Source organism: Sphingobium xanthum (assembly GCF_019737615.1).
In the GTDB taxonomy this organism is placed as follows: domain Bacteria; phylum Pseudomonadota; class Alphaproteobacteria; order Sphingomonadales; family Sphingomonadaceae; genus Sphingobium; species Sphingobium xanthum.
Genome location: NZ_JAHKKS010000011.1, coordinates 1 through 20,292, shown reverse-complemented (window position 1 = coordinate 20,292; position 20,292 = coordinate 1). Strand labels below are relative to the sequence as shown.

Below are 20,292 nucleotides of genomic sequence, written 5' to 3'. Positions count from 1 at the left end.
GAGTGGTGAGGGAAAAGAACGGGTATGAGCACACGCACGGAATCAGCTGGCGAGGACCCGATCATCGAGACTCGCGAGCAGCTGATCAGCCTGTTCGAAGAGGGCGAGAAGCCCGCCGATCGCTGGAAGATCGGCACTGAGCACGAGAAGTTCGTCTATCGCCTCGCCGATCATCGCGCGCCCTCCTATGAGGAGCCGGGCGGCATTCTCGATCTGCTGAAGGGCTTGCAAGCCTATGGCTGGAAGCCGGTCGAGGAGGGCGGCAAGATTATTGCGCTAGCCGGCGCGGACGGCACGGTCAGCCTCGAGCCCGCCGGCCAGCTGGAGCTGAGCGGTGCGCCGCTCGACAATCTACACGAGACCTGCGCCGAGACCGGCCGCCATCTAAGCCAAGTGAAGGCGGTCGGCGACCAACTCGGCCTCGGTTTCCTCGGCCTCGGCATGTGGCCGGACAAGACCCGCGCCGAGCTGCCGATCATGCCCAAGGGGCGCTACGCGATCATGCTGCGCCACATGCCGCGGGTCGGGACCATGGGCCTCGACATGATGCTGCGCACCTGCACCATCCAGGTGAATCTCGATTATTCGAGCGAAGCGCGCATGGCGAAGATGTTCCGCGTTTCGCTGGCGTTGCAGCCGCTGGCGACGGCCCTGTTCGCCAACTCGCCGTTCACCGAGAGCAAGCCCAACGGCTATCTCTCCTATCGCAGCCATATCTGGTCGGACACCGATCCGCACCGCACCGGCATGCTGCCCTTCGTCTTCGAGGACGGCTTCGGCTATGAGCGCTATGCCGATTATGCGCTCGACGTGCCGATGTATTTCGTGTTCCGCGACGGCAAGTATCTCGATGCCTCGGGCCTTAATTTCCGCGACTTCCTGGCCGGCAAGCTGTCGATCCTGCCTGGCGAGAAGCCGACGATGAGCGACTGGGCGGACCATCTCTCGACCGCTTTCCCCGAAGTGCGGATGAAGAGCTTCCTCGAAATGCGCGGCGCCGATGGGGGGCCGTGGAACCGCATCTGCGCGCTGCCTGCCTTCTGGGTCGGCCTGCTGTACGATGACGGCGCGCTCGATGCGGCCTGGGACGTGGTCAAGGACTGGACGATGGAAGAGCGCGAGACCTTGCGCTCGGAAGTGCCACGGCTTGCGCTCGACACGCCGATCGGCGGCGGCGGGACGCTGCGCGATATCGCCGGGCGCGTGCTCGACATTTCGCGCTCCGGTCTTGTCGCGCGGGCACGGCTCAACAGCATCGGCGATAATGAGACGGGCTATCTCGGCACGCTCGACGAAGTGGTCTCCAGCGGATGGACGCATTCCGAGCGGTTGCTTGCCCGCTATAACGGCGAGTGGGGCGGCGATATCAGCCGGATCTACGCGGAAGAGAGTTTCTAGGCCCTAGCCGTGCTCCTGCGGAAGCAGGAGCCCAGGGCGGCTACGGTCGTCGGCTGCGCCCTAGGCTCCTGCTTTCGCAGGAGCACAGACAAGCATTACTCCGCCGGTTCCATCGGCGGCGTGCCTCCCCCGACAGACGGCGCGCGGCGGCCGGTGAGCAGGGCTAGGGTCCGCGTGATCCGGGCATTGCGCTCCATCCAGGCGGCATAGTCGCGATAGACCGGATCTTCGCCCAGATGCGCTTCCTCGGTCAGCGCGCGCCAATAATAGACGCCGCTGACGATCGCCAGCAGCAGGCCGTTGCGCAGGCCCGCCTCGATGCTGCCGCTCGTCACCAGGAACGGCAGGGTCGAGAGCCACCAAAAGGCATTCTTGGCCAGATAGGCGGGGTGCTTGCAAAGGCGGTATGGGCCGTGCGTCAGGACGCCGCGATGGGTGAGGTTCGAGAAGCGCAGGCCGAAGGCGACGGTCGCCCAGGCATAGATGCCGGTGAGCAGCACCAGCATCGCGCCCCAGACCCAGAGCGCGGCGGGATGGCCCGCGAGCCAATAGTCCCAGCTGCGCGTGTCCGCCTCGTAGAAGAGCGGTCCGCCCGGGCCCATCAGGACGAAGGGCGGATAGCAGATGAGCGCGGCCAGCCAGCCGGCGAGGAAGGGATTGGCGCTGCGGATCTGCGCGCCGAGCGGGCGCATCGTCAGCACATAGCCGACCGTCGCGAAGGCCACATCGACGGTGAACATCAGCGAGATGAGGAATCCCGCGAGGCTGACCGGATTGGTCCACAGGTCATCTGCATACCAGTCGATCGTGCCGCGGAAATTGCCTGGGACGATGGAGAGCATGAAAGCGAGGAAGAAGGCCTTCACCGCCCAGGCGCGCAGATGAGCCGCGACCATGCCGGGCGCCGGACGGCCAACCGCTCCGCCGATCAGCCACTGGCCGAAGGCAAAGGCACCGTCGCGCGGCTCGATCAGGTGACGGTCGATCCAGAGCACATAAGGAATGGAGAGCAGCACGAGCAACGGAGCGGCATGCGCCATCACCGAGACGGCGTAGCGATAGTCGCCCTGCATGTACCACGCGCCGGTCATGTAGAAGAGGGCGATGATGCCCCAGGTGATCCAGAGGCCAGTGAGCTTGACGATGCTGGTGTCACGGATCTCGGCGAGCGGGCGCGGGTTCGACCAGTCGAGGCCGGTCTCGGCGCCGCGATGCACCTTGTCGACGAAGATCGACCAGAGGACCATCGGAATGCCGCAGGCGAACACCGCGGCGAGTCCGGCATGCGGCCCGTCCATCTGATAGTGCCGCGCAAGCGCGATCCAGATCGCGAGGCCGGCCAGACCCACCAGGCCGACGCCATGGCTCACCGCCGAGCGGGGGCAGACGTCGGGCGCGTTCGTCTCGTTGCTCATGCAGGCGCGTCGTAAAGAGGAATGGTAAGGAAGCGGTGAAAGCCGCCCTCTTCCTTAGCCCCTCCTCTTCAGAGGAGGCGCTTACCAAGGTAGCTCAACCACCCAATATGTTGATCGTGAAGGCCACGATGCCGAGGTTGAAGACGAACGCGGCCAGGCTGTGGAACAGCGCCACCTTGCGGATCTGCGGATCGGTGATTTCCACGTCGCTGGTCTGGAAGGTCATGCCGAGCGTGAACGCGAGATAGGCGAAATCCCAGTAGTCCGGCTCCTTCCGCGCGGGAAAGCCGAGGCCGCCACGATCCCCTCCGTGTGCGCCGCCGCGGTAGAACAGGAAGGCGTAGTGGAACATATAGACGATGTTCGAGAACAGCCAGGCGAGCATCAATGTCGCGATGATGAGCGCGAGTGCCCACCGCGTCGGGCCGCGCCCATAGCTCAGCTCGCCGGCGATGACGACGAGGATGACCAGCATCACGATGCCGGTGAGCGCGAGGATCAGCGTGCGATTGGCGTCGTTCTGACGGGCATGCTCGCGCATCTGGTCCGCGCCGTGCGAGAGCAGAGGCGGCAGGCTCGCCAGCAGCGCCAGCACGCCGAGATCGAACCCCGCCATGATACCGACGACCGGATCGAAGGCGAAGGAAAATGGCACGGCACTGGCGAAGACGAGCAGGAACAGCCCGTAGCGCCAGGGCAGGATGCTACTGCTGGAGGACGTCGCCATGGCGCATCTTTCCGCCTCGGAACGAGGGAAGGCAAGAGGCCCTCAGCTCATCATTCCCGCGCACGGGGGAAACCAGTTCGGAGCGTTCCACTTGCTCGCGCCGTTGTTGCTGGATTCCCGCGTTTGCGGGAATTGTCGCTGGGGACTGTGGTTTATCATGCTCGGGGCGGCAAGGCGCCCGTGGGGGAACAGGTCGCGCGAGCGACGCCATCCAGGGACCTTGTCGCCCCAGCTTCGCATCGCTTGCTGACTTGAATGGGCCGCCTCTCGGTACGCCCCGCAGACAATTCGAAGCATGGGACCCCATGATGACAAAACCCTCCGCCAAAATCCACACCACGCTCGGTCTCGATGTCTCCCAGGACAGCGTCACCCTGTACGACAGCCTGACCCGCCAAACCCTCACCATCACCAATCAACGCGACACGCTGATCGAGGCGCTCGCCCCGTTCGCCGACCGCGATCTCGCCCTTTGCGAAGCCACCGGTGGCCACGAGGATGGGCTCCTTGCCATCCTCCATGCATTGGCCATCCCGGCCCACCGCGCCGATGCCGCCAAGGTGAAAGCCTATATCCGCTCCTGCGGGAAACGCGCCAAGACCGACCCCATCGACGCTCGCTGGCTTGCCCAATATGGTCTCGATCACGCTGCCAGCTCACTCCCGAGACCTGCCAGGCCCGCATCGCAGCCCTCGTCGCCCGCCGCGACAACCCCTCGGACGCTTCTACCAAAACCTCCTCAACGCCGGAAAACCCAAACGCCTCGCCCTCGCCGCCGTCATGCGCAAAATCATCACTATCGCTAACGCCAGAATCAGAAACCCTCTCTATTCCACCCGACAAGCTCAACTGACTTGATCACGCAATATACAGGTTGCAACCGCGCCTACCCCTTCAGCCACCAGCGGATGAGCAGCGAGACGCTGCCGAGCGCGAGGATGCTCCCGGCGTAGATCGCGACGAACCAGCCGATCTTGCGCAGGCGCTCGCCGGTTCTCGCGGTCATCAGTGATAACCGTCCGTGCCGACCTTGCCGCGAAAGACCCAATAGGCCCAGCCGGTGTAAGCGAGGATCACGGGCACGAGGATGCCCGCGCCGATCAGCATGAAGACCTGGCTGCGCTCGGGCGCTGCCGCGGCCCAGATGGTGACGCGGGCCGGGATCACGTCGGGCCAGATCGAGACGCCGAGGCCGACGATGCAGAGGCCGAACAACCCCAGCACGTAGAAGAAGGGCGCGGCTTCCTGACGGCGCTTCACGCTGCGAAAGAAGAGCACGGTGACGATGAGGCTCGCCAGCGGCACTTGCGAGGTCGCGAGGATGCCGGGCCAGCTCAGCCAGCGCTGATAATATTGCGCTTCGAGCCGCAGGGTCGCGAGGCTCACCAGAGCGATGACGATCAACAGGGCGATGCCGAGCCGCGAGGCGAAGCGATAGGCCTGATCCTGCAACGGCCCTTCCGTCTTCCAGATGAGCCAGCCGGCGCCGAGCAGCGCATAACCGATGACGAGGCCGAAGCCGGTGAGGCAGGAGAAGGGCGTCAGCCACTCCCACCAGCCGCCGGCGTAGGCCCGGCCCTCGACGGTGATGCCCTGGAGCAGCGCGCCCAATGTCACGCCCTGCGCGAAGGTCGCGACGGTGGAACCGACGGTGAACGCCATATCCCAGATCGGCCGGTGCGCCGGATCTCGCCAGCGGAATTCGAAGGCGACGCCGCGCAGGACCAGCCCCAGCAGCATGGCGATGAGCGGCGCATAGAGCGCAGGCAACACGATCGCATAGGCCATCGGGAAAGCCGCCATCAGCCCGCCGCCGCCCAGCACCAGCCAGGTCTCGTTGCCGTCCCAGACCGGCGCGATGCTGTTCATCGCCGTGTCACGCTCCGGCCCGACCTTGAAGCGCGGGAAGAGGATGCCGATGCCGAGATCGAACCCGTCCATGATGACATAGGCGACGACCGCGAAACCGATGATGCCGGCCCAGATGACGGTGAGGTCGATCATGACGGCTCTCCTTCGATCACCGCGGGCGCGGGCGTGATGCCGGCCGAGCGAATCGGCTTGCCGTCGAGGCCCGCCTCGTGCGCTTCCGGCGGTTTCTTGGCGAGGTGGAAAATATACCAGACGCCGGCGCCGAACACCGCGAAATAGGTGATGACGAAAGCCGCCAGCGAGACCGCGACGGCCGGCGCATCCAGCGGCGAGGCGCTGTCCGCCGTGCGCAGCAGGCCATAGACGGTGAAGGGTTGCCGCCCGACCTCCGTCGTCACCCAGCCGGCGATCACCGCGATGAAGCCGGACGGGCCGAGCAACACGGCGGCGCGGTGCATCCAGGTCCAGTCGTAGAGCTTCTTCGAGGCGCGTGCGATCAGGCTCCAGAGACCCAGCCCCGCCATCGCCATGCCCAGCCCGACCATGATGCGGAACGACCAGAAGACGATGCCGACCGGCGGCTCGTCTTCGTCCGGCACGCTATCCAGCCCGGCCAGCGGCGCATTCAGATCATGCTTCAGGATCAGCGAGCTGAGCTTGGGGATTTCCACGGCGAAATCGACGCGCTTCTCCGCGCTGTTGGGAATACCGAACAGGATGAGCGGCGCACCATCCGGATGGCTCTCATAATGGCCTTCCATCGCCATGATCTTGACCGGCTGATGTTCCAGCGTGTTGAGGCCATGCAGGTCGCCGACGAAAATCTGGATCGGCGCGACGATCGCCGCCATCCACATCGCCATCGAGAACATGACCCGCGCGCCGGGATTGTCGCGATCCTTCAGCAGATGCCAGGCGCCGACCGCGCCCACCGCGAAGGCCGTGGTCAGATAGGCGGCGATGGTGGTGTGGACGAGCCGATAGGGGAAGCTGGGGTTGAAGATGATCGCGGCCCAGCTCGGCCCCGGCACGAACTGGCCGGCGGCGTTGATCTCGTAGCCGGTAGGCGTCTGCATCCAGCTGTTCACCGAGAGGATCCAGAAGGCCGAGATGAAAGTGCCGACCGCCACCGCGCAGGTCGCCGTGAAGTGCAGCCCCTTCCCCACCTTGTTCATGCCAAACAGCATGACGCCGAGAAAGCCGGCCTCGAGGAAGAAGGCGGTGAGCACTTCATAGGCCATGAGCGGCCCGATCACCGGCCCCGCCTTGTCCGAGAAGACCGACCAGTTGGTGCCGAACTGATAGGACATGACGATGCCCGAGACGACGCCCATGGCGAAGACGATCGCGAAGATCTTCAGCCAGTAGCGGAAGACATTGGCATAGACGCTCTTGCCCGTCGCCAGCCACAGCCCCTCCAGCACGGCGAGGAAGCTCGCCAGACCGATGGTGAAGGCCGGGAAGAGGAAGTGGAAGCTGACCGTAAACGCGAATTGCACACGCGCGAGAATGAGCGCGAGTTCATTGTCCATGGACGACATGCAGCCTGCCTCCTGCCGGAAGCGGGCCAGGTGGTCGTCTGCGGCCAGATGGTCCGTTGCCGGATGGTCCGTTCTTGACGCGCGCAGTGGCACAAATGGCTTGCGGTGGGAAGAGCCGGCCTAGCTCAATCTGGTCCGGGACGATTGCACGAAACGCAATCCAAGCCTCCTCGCGGAATAATTTATGTAGGTTCCTATCTTTTTAAGTAGTAATCTACATAAATCGACGAATCGCACACGGACCAAGAGAAAGGCCCGAGCGATCGTCGAACCAAAAAGAGAGAGGGGACACATGCAAACCGACATCATCGAGACACTTCCCGCGCTGCTGGGCAAAGGGACGCGGCGCGCACTCGTGCTGGCCTTGGCGTCAACGCTGGCGCTGGCCGCCGGCTCCGGCGCACGGGCGGCAGAGGAAGAGGATCAGGCAGCCGAAGCGGCCAATGCGCCGGCAGAGACCGAGGAGATCGTCGTCACCGCGCAGTTCCGCCGCGAAAAGCTGCAGGACACGCCTTTGTCGATCACCGCCATTTCAAGCACGAGTTTGGAGCAGCGCAGCATCAACAGCGTCTCGCAGCTCAGCGCGGGCGTACCCAATGTCAACATCCAGCCCCTCGGCGCCGGATGGGGCTCGTCGCTCGCCATCTTCATCCGCGGCGTGGGCCTCAACGACAATTCGCTGTCGTTCGAACCGGGCGTGCCGATCTACATCGACGACGTCTATAATGGCCGCCCGCAAGGCGCGATCCTGGACCTGATTGATGTCGATCATGTCGAGATCCTGCGCGGCCCCCAGGGTGCGCTGTTCGGCAAGAATGCCATTGGCGGCGCGGTCAAGATCGTCGGCAAGCAGCCCACCGGCGACGGGACGGGCTATCTCGAACTCGGGACAGGCAGCTACGGCCTGTTCAGGGCACGCGGCGGCTTCGATCTCGCTATCGTACCGGACACATTGATGCTGCGCGCCTCCTTCGTCACCAAGAACCAGAGAGGCTATGGCGACATTCTCGATTATGGCTGCGCGACCGGAACGACGATCCCAGGCGGCACCGGGATCGTACCGGGCAACACCGTGGCCACCCTGCCTTCCATCGCGATCCCGTCCCAGGTGGCGGCTGGCGGCGGGCGCAGCTGTGTCGTGGGTCATGAAGGCGGCACGGACTCGAAAGCCGCCCGTCTCGCGCTGCGCTGGGCGGCGGCGCCGAATTTCGTCGTCGATCTGATCGGCGACTATACGCGCAACGAGGACGAAGCACCTGTCAGCAAGTTCCTCTCCATCAATTCCGATCCGAGCAGCACGACCGGGACCAACGGCCTGGTCGATGCCTGGAATTTTCTCGTCGGCATTCCGGTCTATGGCGTCGGCATAAGCGACGCCTTCCTCACCAGCGGCAAATTTTCCAACTACAACACTTATAGCGACAGTCTGACCGGGCTGAGCTACCCCAACGTCAACAATGTCGAGCATTGGGGCGTATCGGGCACCATCAATTATGATCTGCCCGGGGTCCACATCAAGTCCGTCACCGCCTATCGCCGGTTCATCAACGAGTTCGGACGAAACTCCGACGGCACGCCGCTGGCCTTCAACCGCACCTACAACATCACCACGCACGACCAGTTCAGCCAGGAGTTGAATTTCACCGGCGCGCTGCTCGACGGCGCACTGGAATGGGCGGCCGGCGGCTATTATTACAAGGCGGTCGATCGCGACCATCAGACGACCGTTCTCCTGCCCTTTTTCCCCGCGCCGATCGCCTCGACCTTCCGTCAGCGCGTGCAGACGGAGGACTATGCCTTCTTCGTCCACGGCATCTACAAGCTCAGCGAGAAGCTCAGCCTGATCGCCGGTTTGCGCTACACCCACGACGCGCGCGACGCGGTCCTGCACCAGGTCGCCTGCTGCAACGCCCCGCCGCTCGACGGCCTCGTGCTGATCGACAATGCGTCGCCGCAGCCCGTACGCACGGCGCGCTGGTCACCCAAGCTCTCGCTCTCCTACCAGATCAATCCGGACGCTCTGGTCTATGCGCAGTTCTCGACCGGTTTCCGCGGCGGCGGCTATGCCCCGCGCCCGTCCAATGCCTGGCAGGTGCGGTCGTTCGGCCCGGAGGATCTCAAGAGCTACGAGCTGGGCGCCAAGACCCAGTGGTTCAATCGCCGGCTGACGCTGAACGGCTCCTTCTTCTACAGCGACTATACCGGGCAGCAGCAGGGCTACAATACGATCCAGCCGGCCGGAACGCCCGGAGCCGGATCGCCCTGGTTCACCTTCGTGAACATCGGCGGATCGCGGATCTGGGGCTTCGAAGCGGAGGTGCAGGCGCGGCCGACGCCCGAGCTGCAGATTCAGGGCAGTATCGGCTATACCGACTATCTCATCACCGACCTAGGATCGGCCACCGGCTTCCTCGCCACGCGCGATGCCAATGGCAACCCGGTCTATCCCCCTTATGTGCCCAAGTTCAATTATTCGATCGGGGCGCAATATATGATCGATCTGGGAAGCGCGGGCACGCTCACCCCGCGCCTCGACTTCCGCGGACAATCGAGCGTCCACTATGTCGGCGACTTCATCCAGAAGGCCTACGGCGTCCTTGACGCGCGGCTCGGCTGGCAATCGTCCGACAAGAGCTGGTCCGTCGCGGTCTACGGCACCAATCTCACCAACAAATATTATTTCCACGGCATGCTGGACCTGCGCAACGTCATCGGCTTTGCCCAGGGCAATCCCGCCGCGCCGACCCAATGGGGATTGACCGTGAAGCGCAATTTCTGAAACTAGAACGGGAAGGTCCCCCATCTCGGGGGACCTTCCATATTCTCCGGAGGAGCGCGTCTGCGCCGCCTCTCTGCCAGAGGCCAGGAACGCGCTCATGCCCGACAGCCCGAACCGACGACGACCACGGACGCGACATGTGCGGAGTCCCCAGCCGTCGCCCAAGCGGGCGCGCGAACCATTTGGCGGCTATAGTTCGGAGGAAGCCGACCGCCATCTGATGAACTACAAGACGGCGTTCGGCGACGCGGAAGACGATTTCAGGGCGCTTCGCCTCACACGGTCGATCATCGTCACGGCGCGGCGATGGCGCAAGATCGCCAACGACCATCTGCGGCAGGCCGGCCAGAGCATGGCCCGCTGGGAGACTTTGTTCCTCGTCGCCTTTTCCGGCAAGGGATTGCCCCAGACCGAGCTGGCGCGCCTGATCGGCGTCCAGGGCCCGACGATGGTCGCCATGCTCAATCAGCTCGCGCAGGAAGGACTGATCAGCCGCTACCAGAGCGAGACCGATCAGCGCGTCACGGTCAACGAGATCACGCCTGCCGGCCTCGCCGCCATTACGGATATCATGGGCATCACGAACGTGCTGCGCAACGAGCTGCTGGCCGAGATCCCTCGCGAACAGCAGGAACTTTGCATCGACGTGCTGGATGCGATCCTCAACAAGCTCGATCGGATGCGATAAAACGGCTGGCTGCTACGTGCCCAGCCTAGCGATGGTCGTCGCCAGCCGTTCGACCTCTCCGCGATCATGGCTCACATAAAGGATCGGCAGCCTGAGCTCGTCGCGGATGCGCTCGATTACCTGCATGATGTCCTCGCGTCGCGCGGCATCGAGCGAGGACAAAGGCTCGTCCATCAGGAGGAAGCGCGGCCCGGCGAGCAAGGCCCGGCCGATCGCGACGCGCTGCGCCTCGCCGCCCGACAGCGTCCGCGGCCAGCGATCGAGGAGCGGACCGATGCCGAGGAACGCGACCGCTTCGTCGAGGCTCATCCAGCGGGTTTCGGGTCGGGCGAGGTGCCAACCGTAGAGCAGATTGTCGCGCACGCGCTTGTGCGGGAAGAGGCGGCCATCCTGGAAGACATAGCCGAGGCGCCGGCGCTCGGGCGGGAGATCGATGCCTGTGTCGCTGTCGAACAAAGTCACGCCGTCGACGACGATCCGCCCGGCATCGGGCCGCAGCAATCCCGCGACCATGTTGAGCACCGAGCTCTTGCCCGCGCCCGAGGGACCGAACAGGGCAGTGAGGCGGCCGTCGCTGGCCAGATCGAGCGCGATCCGCGCTTCGCCCAGCCGTCGTTCGACACGGATATCAAAGGACATGGCTGCCCCTCCCGAGACCCGAGCGCCGCGCGAGGATTTCCGAGATGAGCAAGGCGCCGAGCGAAAGCAGGACCGCGATGATTGCGAGCTTGGTCACTTCGGCGTCATTGCCAGGGATCTGCAGCGCGCCGTAGATGGCGATGGGGATGGTGCGCGTCTCGCCCGGAATGTTCGAGACGAAGGTGATGGTCGCGCCGAACTCGCCGATCGATCGGGCGAAACCCAGCACAGCCCCGGCCAGCAGACCCGGTGTGGCCAATGGGAGCGTGATCGAGAAGAAGGTGCGCAGCGGACTCGCCCCAAGCGTGCGCGCCGCGCCTTCCAGCTTCGGGTCGACGGCCTCGATCGAGAGCCGCATCGCGCGCACCATGAGCGGCAGCGCCATCACCGCGGCGGCAAGCGCAGCGCCGGTCCAGCGGAACATCAGCGTCACGCCGAACCAGTCCGTCAGCCAGCGGCCGACCGGGCCATTGTTGCCGAACGCGATCAGCAGCAGCCAGCCGGTGACCACGGGCGGCAGCACCAGCGGCAGATGCACCAGCGCGTCGAGCAGCACTTTCCCCGGAAAACGCCCACGCGCGAGCAGCCAGGCAAGGCCGAACGCCACCGGCATGGTGAGCAGTACGGCGACGCCGCTCACTTTAAGCGACAGAAGGATGATGGACCAGAGCTCGGGGGTCATGTCTGTTCTTAGCCGCTCCTCTTCAGAGGAGGGGTTGGGGGTGGTGCCGATGCGAAGCATCGCTGGTGTTGTGATAGCGCCGAGGTTCCAAGCACCACCCCAACTCCTCCTCTGAAGAGGAGCGGCTTATGCAGTTCCACACCCCTCACCGAACCGCAAAGCCGCGCCGCGCGAAGAGCGCCTTGCCTTCGCGTGACAGAAGGAAGCGGCGGAAAGCTTCGACTTCCGTATTGGCCGACGCCTTGAGCGTCGCGATCGGATACGTGATCGCCGGATGGCTCGTGGCCGGGAACGTGCCGACAATACGCACCTTGGCCGAGGCGCGCGCGTCCGTCGCATAGACGATGCCGAACGGCGCCTCGCCCCGCTCGACCAGCGCCAGCGCCGCGCGCACATTCTCGGCTCGCGCAACACGTCCCTCGACCCCGCGCCAGACACCGAGCGCGCTCAGCGACGCCTTGCCATATTTGCCGGCAGGCACCGCGTCCGGCTCGGCCATCGCCAGACGACCCTGCCCGAGCGCGCGGGCCAGCGGAAAATTGCGGCCGATGACGAGCTTCGTCCCGCTGCCGGCCGGCGCGATCAGGACCAGCCGATTGGTGAGGAAGGTCGCGCGCGTGCCCGGCCGGATCTGGCCCTTGGTCGCGACATAGTCCATCCACCCCTCATCGGCGGAGATGAAGAGATCGGCGGGCGCGCCAGCCTCGATCTGCCGCGCGAGCGCCGAGGAGGCCGCGAAGGACAGCACCGGTTCGGCCCGGCGCTTCGCCGTCCAGACTTTCGCAGCATCGGTCAGCGCTTCCTGCAGGCTGGCTGCAGCCAGCACGAGTGGCCCGCGCTGCTGCGCCTGCGCAGGCACGGTAGCCAGCAGGCTGACGATCAGGAGAGCGATAAGCTGGCAGAGCATCCTACGCATGACGTCGCCGCCTATGCTATAGCGAGAAATATATAGCAATGCCCGACAAGGGCAATGCGGCACTCAGCCCTTCTGGCTCTTGCGCGGTTCCGCCAGCATCGCAGCCGCCAGCGCCGTCTCGTCCGGGCAATCCGACGCGCCCGAGAGCCGGGCCTGAAGCGCACGATAATGCGCCAGCACCTGCGCGCCGAGCGCCGTTACCCTGGCGCCGCCGCCATGCGAGCTACCCGGCGAGGTCTCTACCAGCGGCTCCCGCCAGCAGCGGTTCATAACATCGACCAGCAGCCAGGCGCGCCGATAGCTCATGTCCATGGCCCGCCCTGCGCCCGAGATGGAGCCATGCGCGTGGATCGCGTCGAGCAGGTCCGCCTTGCCCGGCCCCATGGCGATTTCCTCGCCGCACATGAGCTGGATCTTCAGCTTGATATTGGCGGGGGCGGCGGGCGTGTCGGTCATGCGACCGCTTACGCAACCTCGATGGGCGTCACGTCATAGTCCGCCTGCCGCAGCGCCGCGATGAGACGGCGCAGATGCTCCTCGTCGCGCGTCTCGCATTCCACTTCGAGGCTGAGGCCCTTGGCCGGCAGGTTGGTGAAGATGCGCTGATGCTGCAGCTCAAGAATGTTGACCTGCTGCTCGTCGAAGATGCGCGCGACATGATAGAGCGCGCCCGGCCGGTCCTGCAGGCGGACGCTGAGACGCGCCAGCCGGCCCGAGCGGGCAAGATCGCGCAGCAGCACATTGGCGAGCAGGCGCGTGTCGATATTGCCGCCGCAGAGCACGAGGCCGACCGTCTTGCCGGCGAACATCGGCTTGTGCGCCAGCAACGCGGCGAGACCCGCTGCGCCGGCCCCCTCGACGACCGTCTTCTCGATCTGGAGGAGCAGGCTGACCGCATTTTCCAGCTCGCGCTCCTCGACGAGCACGATGTCGTTGGCCAGCTCCGCGACGAACTGGCGGGTCAGCAGCCCCGGCTCCTTGACCGCAATGCCCTCGGCCAGCGTATCGCCGCCGACGGGCAGGCTCGCCTGCTTCACGACATCGTACATGGAGGGGTAAAGCTCGGCCTGCACGCCGATGAGCTGGATATCCGGCTTCATCGCGCGTGCCGCGACGCCCATGCCGGAGAACAAGCCACCGCCGCCGATCGGAATCACCAGAGTATCGATATCCGGCGCATCCTCAAGCATTTCGAGCGCGACCGTGCCCTGGCCGGCGATGATGTCCGGCTCGTCGAACGGATGCACGAAGGTCAGACCGCGCACCACTTCCAGCTCGCGAGCATGGGCGGCCGCCTCGTCGAACGTCTCGCCATACAGCACGACCTCGGCGCCATGGCCTTCGGTCTGCATCACCTTCACCAGCGGCGTGGTCTTGGGCATGACGATGGTGACGGGCACGCCCAGCTTCGCGCCATGATAGGCAAGGCCCTGCGCATGATTGCCGGCCGAGGCGGCGATGACACCCTTGGCGCGCGCCGCATCGTCCAGCAGCAGCAGCTTGTTGAGAGCGCCGCGCTCCTTGTAGGCAGCGGTGAACTGGTGGTTCTCGAACTTGAGATAGACGGTCGCGCCGGTCAGGCGGGACAAGGTCTGGCTGATCACCGTCGGCGTGCGCAGCACCGAGCCGCTAATCCGCTCCCGTGCCGCGCGGACATCGGCAATGGAAACGGGCAGCGCGGAGGCGCCGGCCGTGTGCGGTTCAAGCTGGTCGATCTTGTTCATGGCGCGGGCACCTATCCCATCTAGCGCTTCCTGAAAACAGGCTCTATGGCCGATATATGGCAAAAATAGCGTTTCTGGGGCTGGGGGTCATGGGCGCGCCAATGGCAGGTCATCTTGCCAGGGCAGGTCACGAGCTCTCCGTGTTCAACCGATCCATGGGCAAGACCCAGGCCTGGGTGGAACGCTATGGTGGCGCGGCGGCGGTCAGCCCCGCCCAGGCCGCCGAGGAAGCCGACATCGTGATCAGCTGCGTCGGCACGGACGACGATGTCGCCGCCGTCACCATCGGCCGCGACGGCGCCTTCCGCACGCTGCGCTCGGGCGGCCTGTTCATCGACCATACGACCGTCTCCGCCCGCATCGCACGCCAGCTCGCGCTGGAGGCGGACAGTCGCGGCCTGCACTTTGTCGACGCCCCGGTTTCCGGCGGTCAGGCGGGTGCCGAGAACGGCAAGCTCTCCGTCATGTGCGGCGGCGCCGAGCCGGCCGTGGCGGCCGCCAGACTCGTCATGCAGGCCTATTCCGCGCGCATCGTCCATTGCGGCCCGGCCGGCGCCGGCCAGACGACCAAGATGTGCAACCAGATCTGCATCGCCGGCGTGCTGGAAGGCGTATCCGAGGCGCTCCGTTTCGCGCAGGCGTCGGGTCTCGATCTCGACAGCGTCTATGAGGCGATCTCGGGCGGCGCCGCGCAAAGCTGGCAGATGGACAATCGCTGGAAGAGCATGAGCGAGGACCGCTTCGATTTCGGCTTCGCCATCGAGTGGATGCGCAAGGATCTCGGCCTCGCGCTGGACGAGGCCAAGTCGCTCGGCGCGACCCTGCCCGTGACCGCGCTGGTCGACCAATATTATGCCGAGGTCGTCCAGATGGGCGGCGGCCGGCAGGACACCAGCGCGCTGGTGCGCCGCCTGCGCAAGCCATGATGGTTCGCAAGGCGGGGGCGTTTCTTCTCGCGCCTTTGCTCGCCCTGCTCCCTGCGAGCCTGTCGGCCAGCGGCCTCATCGACAATGTGAACGGCCTCACGGTCGATGCGACCGGCGATCTGGTCCATTTCACCGGTCTTGTCATCGGCAAGGACGGCAGGATCGAGAAGCGTCTCGGCCGCGGCGATCCGCGCCCCGAGCGGCCCGACTTCCGCTATGACGGCAAGGGCCGCACGCTCGTTCCCGGCTTGATCGACGGGCATGGCCATGTCACCTCGCTCGGCTTCTCGCTGCTCAATCTGGATCTGAGCCAGACTAGATCGCTGGATGAGGCCAAAGCGAAGATTGCCGCCTTCGCCGCCGAAAATCCCGGGCGCCCGTGGATCATCGGCAGCGGCTGGAACCAGGAAGTCTGGGGCCTCGGCCGCTTCCCGACCGCGGCGGACCTGGCCGGCATCGGCGGCGGCCGGCCGATCCTGCTGTCGCGCGTCGATGGCCATGCCGTCTGGGTGAATGATGCCGCGCTCGCGGCGGGCGGGGTCACCGCCACGACCAGGTCGCCGGCCGGCGGGCGCATCGAGATGGCGGGCGGCAAGCCGACCGGGATCCTCGTCGACAATGCCATGGCGCTGGTCGAAAAGGCCGTGCCCGCACGCCAACCCAAGGATTATGACGCCGCGCTCGCCAAGGCGCAGGATGCGCTGCTCGCGCGCGGCGTCACGGCGATTGCCGACATGGGCATGGACATCAGGGACTGGCAGGCCTTCCGCCGCGCGGGAGATCGCGGGGCGCTGCGCATTCGGATCATGGCCTATGCCGCCGGGACCGAGCAGGCCTCGCTCATCGCCGGGTCCGCACCGACGCCCTGGCTCTATGACGACAAGCTGCGGCTCGGCGGCGTCAAGCTGCTGGTCGATGGCGCGCTCGGCTCGCGCGGCGCCTGGCTCAAGGCGCCCTATGCCGATGCGCCGACCCAGGCGGGCATCCCGATCCTGACGCCCGCACAGCTGCGCAATCAGATGAGCCGCGCCGCCATGGACGGCTTCCAGCTCGCCGTCCACGCCATCGGCGACCAGGGCAATGCCGAAGTGCTCGACGCGATCGACGAGCTGGCCGCAACCTACAAGGGCGACCGGCGCTGGCGCATCGAGCATGCCCAGATCGTCGACCCCGCCGATCTGCCGCGCTTCGCGCTCAATGGCACGATCGCCTCGATGCAGCCGCAGCATGAAAGCTCGGACTGGAAGATGGCGATCGCCCGGCTCGGTCCCGCACGGCTCGGCGGCGCTTATGCGTGGAAGTCGATGCTCGACAACAAGGTGCCACTCACCTTCGGATCGGACGTGCCGGTCGAGCCGGCCGACCCGTTCATCGGCCTCAAGTCGGCGCTCACCCGCACGGACAGCCATGACGAGCCGTTCGGCGGCTGGCTGCCCGAGCAGCGCGTGACGCTCGCCGATGCAATGCGCGCCTATACATGGGGCGCGGCTTATGCGGGCTTCGCCGAGCAGCGCTTCGGCAATCTCGCGCCGGGCCAGCGCGCCGATTTCCTCATTCTCGACAAGGATATAGAGCTTGCCCGCCCGGCCGATCTCCCGCAGACGCAAGTCCGCGAGGTCTGGATCGGCGGGCAGCGCGTGATCTTGAAGGAAGGCGATTGATGTCAGCCATCCGGCTTGCCACCAAATATGTCGAGAAGCCCTGGGGTCGCCATGACCTGCCCGGCGCCTTCCCGGACGGCGCGGGCCGCCAGATCGGCGAAGTCTGGTTCGACGGGCCGGACGGGCGTCATCCGCCGCTGCTGGTCAAATATATCTTCACGAGCGAGCGCCTCTCCATCCAGGTCCACCCCAATGACGCGCAAGGCCGCGACCGGGGCCTCGAAGGCGGCAAGAGCGAGTGCTGGCTGATCCTCGATGCCGAGCGGGGTGCGACGCTGGGCATGGGGACGCTGCGGCCGCTCTCGGGCGAGGAGCTGCGCGACACCTCGCTCGACGGGCGCATCGAGCAGCTGATGGACTGGAAGCCGGTCGCGCCCGGCGACTTCTTCTACATTCCGGCGGGCACGGTGCATGCGATCGGCGCGGGGGTCACGCTGGTCGAGGTCCAGCAGAATGTCGATGTGACCTATCGGCTCTACGATTATGGCCGCCCGCGCGAACTGCATCTCGAGGACGGCGTCGCGGTGAGCATCCCCGAGCCTTATGCGCGCCCGGCAACCAACATCGCCGCGCTCGACGATGCGGCGCTGCTCGACACAAGCGAGGCGCCGTTCAATCTCGGCCTCGAAACGCTCGACACCGGCGCGACGCAGATCGGGGGCGCCGGCCAGAGCTGGTTCGTGCCGTTGACCGGGCACGGCATGATCGATGGCCAGAGCTGGGAAGCCGGGCAATGCTGGCTGATCGAGAATGGCGCGACGCTCGATTGCGCGGCGCCGACGCGCATGCTGCTGGCCAGCCTGTAACGATCGAGATCGGCTCGCCATGTACGAAATGACCTTCGACGCCGAGCGCGCGCTGCTGAGCGTGACCAAGACCGGCTTCTGGTCGATGGCCGATCTGCGCGCCTTCACCGGGGCCTTCCTCACGCTCGACCGGGATCTGCGCCGCCAGCATCCGCGCTATCGTATCTTCGCCGATTGCCGCGCCTATTCGGTCCAGTCGGCGGAAGTGAGTCAGGCCTATACCGAGATATTCGACGACATCTCGACCTATCATCAGGGCCGCTTCGCCATCGTTGTTCCGTCCGCGCTCGCCCGCATGCAGGCGCAGCGCGCCATGCCGCATGCCATCGTGAACGTGTTCACCGATCCGGACGAGGCCATGCAATGGCTGGATGAGCCGGCAGCGGCATGATCGAAAGCGGCGCGATACTCGATAGCTGCCGGCCCCCGATCCCATTAGCCCATCGCTGAGGGAACGGCCTTTTGAAGCGCAACGAAACGGGATCGATGCTAGAACGCAGCGATCCGCAAACGAACGGACGCAACGATGTTCAGCTTCTCCTTTGACTCCGAACGCAGGCTGCTGAGCGTCGTCCAGCAAGGTTATTGGTCGATAGACGAGTTCCGCGCCTATGAAGCCGAATATCTCAAGCGGCACCGCGAGATCCGGGCGATCCATAAGACATACCGAGTCCTTGCCGACTGCCGCGACTATGACATTCAGTCGACGGAGGTCGGTGCGGCCTTCACCGTCCTGTTCGACAAGCTGATGGCCGACCATAAGGGCCGATACGCCATCGTTGCTGCAAAGACGCTCAGCAAGCTGCAGGCCAAGCGTGCCCTTCCCCAGCCCAATGTTCAGGTGTTCCAGGATATGGAGTCGGCCATGGCCTGGCTCTTCGAAGGCGACGCCCCGTCCGCGTGAGGGGACAGGGCCCGCCATAAGCGCTTTAGACAAAGTCAACGATTTTCACGCCGTGCCGCCGGAATGACTGGCGCGGCGCAGCGCCTGCATCTATGCCCCTGGCACGGTTCAGGCGGAGAGAGAGTCCCGAAAAATGGCGAAAGACAACAAGATCACGATCTACGACCTGGCGCTGGCCAGCGGCGCGACGATCAGCCCGTTCGTCTGGGCGACCAAATATGCGATCGCGCACAAGGGCTTCGAGCTGGACATCGTCCCCGGAGGCTTCTCCGGCATTCCCGAGCGCACCGGCGGCGTGACCGAGCGCCTGCCCGCCATCGTGGACGACGGCAAATGGGTACTCGATAGCTGGCTGATTGCCGAATATCTCGACGAGACCTATCCCGATCGCCCGACTCTCATTCCGCATCCCAGCGTCAAGGCGCTGACCCAGGGCATGGAAGCCTGGCTGTGGGGGGCGGCGATCAGCCCGTGGATGACCTGCTTCATCAAGCAGTATCGCGACCGTTCGCTGGAAGTCGATCACGAGTATGTCACCACGTCGCGCGAGCGCATGTTCGGCCGCAAGATCGAGGACATCATCGTCGGCCGCGAGGACCGCATCCCCAAGGTGCCGCCGACGCTCCAGCTGATGCGCAACGTGCTGGCGGAGAACAAATGGTTCGGCGGCGACACGCCCAATTATGCCGACTTCCGCCTGCTCGCGGTGTTCCTGTTCACCGCCTCGGTCGCCGACCTGCCGGTGCTGACCGATGACGATCCGCTGCGTGACTGGATCGATCGCGGCTTCGATCTCTATGGCGGGCTCGGCCGTCACCCCGGCCTCTCGCCGATCTTCGGGCTTCAGCTCAAGGAAGGCGATCCCGAGCCGTTCGTGAAGGGCGGCGCCGTCGGCGGCCTCGCCACGCGCAACACCGGACCCAAGTCCACCTCGGCCGAAACCGCACGACTCAAGGGCGAAACCGCCAAGGCGGGCTGATCGAGCGGCCGATCCTCATCCGACATTCACCCCTTCCCGGCAACGGGGAGGGGTTTTGTCTGCCTGCGACACTTTGCGACAAATTTCGCTCGCGGCGACAAACTCTCGTGACAAGTGCGGCCTATACCCATTTTCAACGCTCCTCCCACGGCGTTGAAATACGAAGACAGCGATCTCCCACGCTGAAGGTTCAGTATCCCCCTTTGATCCCCGCTTCAGGCCCTCCCCGCTCCCACCGGGGAGGGCCAAGCGATTCAGGGCTACCCGCGCTTGCTAGCCCTTTTTTCGTCATTCCCGCGAAAGCGGCCCACCGCGCCGATGCCGCCAAGGTGAAAGCCTATATCCGCTCCTGCGGGAAACGCGCCAAGACCGACCCCATCGACGCTCGCTGGCTTGCCCAATATGGTCTCGATCACGCTGCCAGCTCACTCCCGAGACCTGCCAGGCCCGCATCGCAGCCCTCGTCGCCCGCCGCGACAACCCCTCGGACGCTTCTACCAAAACCTCCTCAACGCCGGAAAACCCAAACGCCTCGCCCTCGCCGCCGTCATGCGCAAAATCATCACTATCGCTAACGCCAGAATCAGAAACCCTCTCTATTCCACCCGACAAGCTCAACTGACTTGATCACGCAA

General features: G+C 65.3%; 20 protein-coding genes. 10 read left to right on the top strand and 10 right to left on the bottom strand.

What is annotated here, in order from left to right:
* The first annotated feature begins 24 nt into the window (after positions 1-24).
* On the top strand, positions 25-1,398 hold the full coding sequence (locus KM135_RS16240; RefSeq protein WP_221715088.1) for a glutamate--cysteine ligase: 1,374 nt from the start codon (positions 25-27) through the stop codon (positions 1,396-1,398).
* Positions 1,399-1,493: 95 nt separating this feature from the next.
* Here the strand turns inward: KM135_RS16240 and KM135_RS16235 are convergent, their stop codons facing one another.
* Together KM135_RS16235 and KM135_RS16230 are read right to left on the bottom strand one after the other, a co-directional pair.
* The gene (locus KM135_RS16235; protein ID WP_221715087.1) at positions 1,494-2,813 is read right to left on the bottom strand and encodes a methyltransferase family protein; all 1,320 of its coding nucleotides are present in this window, start codon (positions 2,811-2,813) and stop codon (positions 1,494-1,496) included.
* A gap of 94 nt (positions 2,814-2,907) precedes the next feature.
* The gene (locus KM135_RS16230; protein WP_221715086.1) at positions 2,908-3,540 is read right to left on the bottom strand and encodes a DUF1345 domain-containing protein; all 633 of its coding nucleotides are present in this window, start codon (positions 3,538-3,540) and stop codon (positions 2,908-2,910) included.
* Between the two features lie 305 nt (positions 3,541-3,845).
* Here KM135_RS16230 and KM135_RS16225 point away from each other — a divergent pair, with 305 nt between their 5' ends.
* Positions 3,846-4,346, top strand: coding sequence for an IS110 family transposase (locus tag KM135_RS16225; RefSeq protein WP_221715085.1), 501 nt, complete (start codon positions 3,846-3,848; stop codon positions 4,344-4,346).
* Positions 4,347-4,426: 80 nt separating this feature from the next.
* On the opposite strand, the gene KM135_RS16220 is transcribed toward KM135_RS16225, so the two are convergent.
* From KM135_RS16220 to KM135_RS16210, 3 genes are read right to left on the bottom strand one after another with little or no spacing between them, the layout of a single operon-like run.
* Entirely contained in the window at positions 4,427-4,546 is a 120-nt protein-coding gene (locus KM135_RS16220; RefSeq protein ID WP_221715084.1) for a DUF2474 family protein, read from the bottom strand.
* The gene (gene cydB, locus KM135_RS16215; protein WP_221715083.1) at positions 4,546-5,544 is read right to left on the bottom strand and encodes a cytochrome d ubiquinol oxidase subunit II; all 999 of its coding nucleotides are present in this window, start codon (positions 5,542-5,544) and stop codon (positions 4,546-4,548) included. The genes KM135_RS16220 and cydB overlap by 1 nt, the downstream gene beginning before the upstream one ends.
* Complete coding sequence (locus KM135_RS16210) at positions 5,541-6,944, bottom strand: cytochrome ubiquinol oxidase subunit I (protein ID WP_221715198.1); 1,404 nt, start codon at positions 6,942-6,944, stop codon at positions 5,541-5,543. Before KM135_RS16210 ends, cydB begins: the two co-directional genes overlap by 4 nt.
* A 301-nt stretch (positions 6,945-7,245) precedes the next feature.
* Here KM135_RS16210 and KM135_RS16205 point away from each other — a divergent pair, with 301 nt between their 5' ends.
* Entirely contained in the window at positions 7,246-9,732 is a 2,487-nt protein-coding gene (locus tag KM135_RS16205; RefSeq protein ID WP_221715082.1) for a TonB-dependent receptor, read from the top strand.
* 139 nt (positions 9,733-9,871) lie between these two features.
* Complete coding sequence (locus KM135_RS20175; protein ID WP_221715081.1) at positions 9,872-10,420, top strand: MarR family winged helix-turn-helix transcriptional regulator; 549 nt, start codon at positions 9,872-9,874, stop codon at positions 10,418-10,420.
* Positions 10,421-10,432: 12 nt separating this feature from the next.
* Here KM135_RS20175 and KM135_RS16195 read toward each other — a convergent pair whose 3' ends face one another.
* The 5 genes from KM135_RS16195 to KM135_RS16175 all read right to left on the bottom strand — a co-directional run bounded on the left by KM135_RS16195 (position 10,433) and on the right by KM135_RS16175 (position 14,381).
* On the bottom strand, positions 10,433-11,059 hold the full coding sequence (locus tag KM135_RS16195) for a molybdenum ABC transporter ATP-binding protein (RefSeq protein WP_221715080.1): 627 nt from the start codon (positions 11,057-11,059) through the stop codon (positions 10,433-10,435).
* Entirely contained in the window at positions 11,049-11,741 is a 693-nt protein-coding gene (gene modB, locus KM135_RS16190; protein WP_221715079.1) for a molybdate ABC transporter permease subunit, read from the bottom strand. The genes KM135_RS16195 and modB overlap by 11 nt, the downstream gene beginning before the upstream one ends.
* 145 nt (positions 11,742-11,886) lie before the next feature.
* Positions 11,887-12,657, bottom strand: a complete 771-nt coding sequence (gene modA, locus KM135_RS16185; protein ID WP_221715078.1) for a molybdate ABC transporter substrate-binding protein — start codon at positions 12,655-12,657, stop codon at positions 11,887-11,889.
* A 63-nt stretch (positions 12,658-12,720) separates the two neighbouring features.
* The gene (locus KM135_RS16180) at positions 12,721-13,113 is read right to left on the bottom strand and encodes a winged helix-turn-helix domain-containing protein (protein ID WP_221715077.1); all 393 of its coding nucleotides are present in this window, start codon (positions 13,111-13,113) and stop codon (positions 12,721-12,723) included.
* A gap of 8 nt (positions 13,114-13,121) precedes the next feature.
* A complete protein-coding gene (locus KM135_RS16175) occupies positions 13,122-14,381 on the bottom strand; it encodes a threonine ammonia-lyase (RefSeq protein ID WP_221715076.1) in 1,260 nt (419 codons plus the stop codon).
* A gap of 56 nt (positions 14,382-14,437) precedes the next feature.
* Here KM135_RS16175 and KM135_RS16170 point away from each other — a divergent pair, with 56 nt between their 5' ends.
* The 6 genes from KM135_RS16170 (at position 14,438) to KM135_RS16145 (ending at position 19,657) form a co-directional block, all read left to right on the top strand.
* Positions 14,438-15,307 carry an NAD(P)-dependent oxidoreductase gene (locus tag KM135_RS16170; RefSeq protein WP_221715075.1) on the top strand — a complete coding sequence of 290 codons (870 nt, stop codon included), beginning with the start codon at positions 14,438-14,440 and terminating at the stop codon, positions 15,305-15,307.
* Positions 15,304-16,968 (top strand): amidohydrolase, encoded by a 1,665-nt coding sequence (locus tag KM135_RS16165; protein ID WP_246606228.1) that lies wholly within the window; start codon positions 15,304-15,306, stop codon positions 16,966-16,968. Before KM135_RS16170 ends, KM135_RS16165 begins: the two co-directional genes overlap by 4 nt.
* Positions 16,968-17,774: a class I mannose-6-phosphate isomerase gene (locus tag KM135_RS16160; RefSeq protein WP_221715074.1), complete on the top strand. Its 807-nt coding sequence runs from the start codon at positions 16,968-16,970 to the stop codon at positions 17,772-17,774. The genes KM135_RS16165 and KM135_RS16160 overlap by 1 nt, the downstream gene beginning before the upstream one ends.
* Positions 17,775-17,793: 19 nt before the next feature.
* Positions 17,794-18,165 (top strand): hypothetical protein, encoded by a 372-nt coding sequence (locus KM135_RS16155; protein WP_221715073.1) that lies wholly within the window; start codon positions 17,794-17,796, stop codon positions 18,163-18,165.
* A gap of 135 nt (positions 18,166-18,300) precedes the next feature.
* The gene (locus tag KM135_RS16150) at positions 18,301-18,678 is read left to right on the top strand and encodes an STAS/SEC14 domain-containing protein (RefSeq protein WP_221715072.1); all 378 of its coding nucleotides are present in this window, start codon (positions 18,301-18,303) and stop codon (positions 18,676-18,678) included.
* A 133-nt stretch (positions 18,679-18,811) separates the two neighbouring features.
* Positions 18,812-19,657, top strand: a complete 846-nt coding sequence (locus KM135_RS16145) for a beta-etherase (RefSeq protein ID WP_221715071.1) — start codon at positions 18,812-18,814, stop codon at positions 19,655-19,657.
* Positions 19,658-20,292: the final 635 nt, after the last annotated feature.